Source organism: Vibrio sp. SG41-7, from assembly GCF_014164465.1.
GTDB classification, from domain to species: Bacteria; Pseudomonadota; Gammaproteobacteria; order Enterobacterales; family Vibrionaceae; genus Vibrio; species Vibrio splendidus.
In genome coordinates, this window is the sequence record NZ_JACJFF010000438.1 from 1 (window position 1) to 249 (window position 249).

Below are 249 nucleotides of genomic sequence, written 5' to 3' on the forward strand. Positions count from 1 at the left end.
TGTCAGACGAAGGTGGTTTCGATGAGTTTTTGGAGTTAGTTGCTTGTTTATCGGTAAGGTGGCGCAACTGTTCCCACAACTCTTCAATCAGTGCGTTTGCTTCATTAAGGTCAGAGGCTACGGGTGGTTCCTCTTGAAATTTAGGGGCTTTCTTTCTGCTCATAACAAACAGGATGAAGCACTGGAATGATCACTCAATAGTAAAAAGTGGATCAAGTGCTGAGTGTCACACTTTTTCTGTCAATAGGG

Annotated in this window: 1 protein-coding gene; it reads right to left on the reverse strand. The window is 43.4% G+C overall.

Features of this window, described 5'->3' with window-relative positions:
• Window positions 1-163: DUF6444 domain-containing protein (locus tag H5300_RS27505; RefSeq protein WP_259397974.1), on the reverse strand; the 163-nt coding region annotated here is incomplete at its 3' end.
• Window positions 164-249 lie beyond the last annotated feature (86 nt).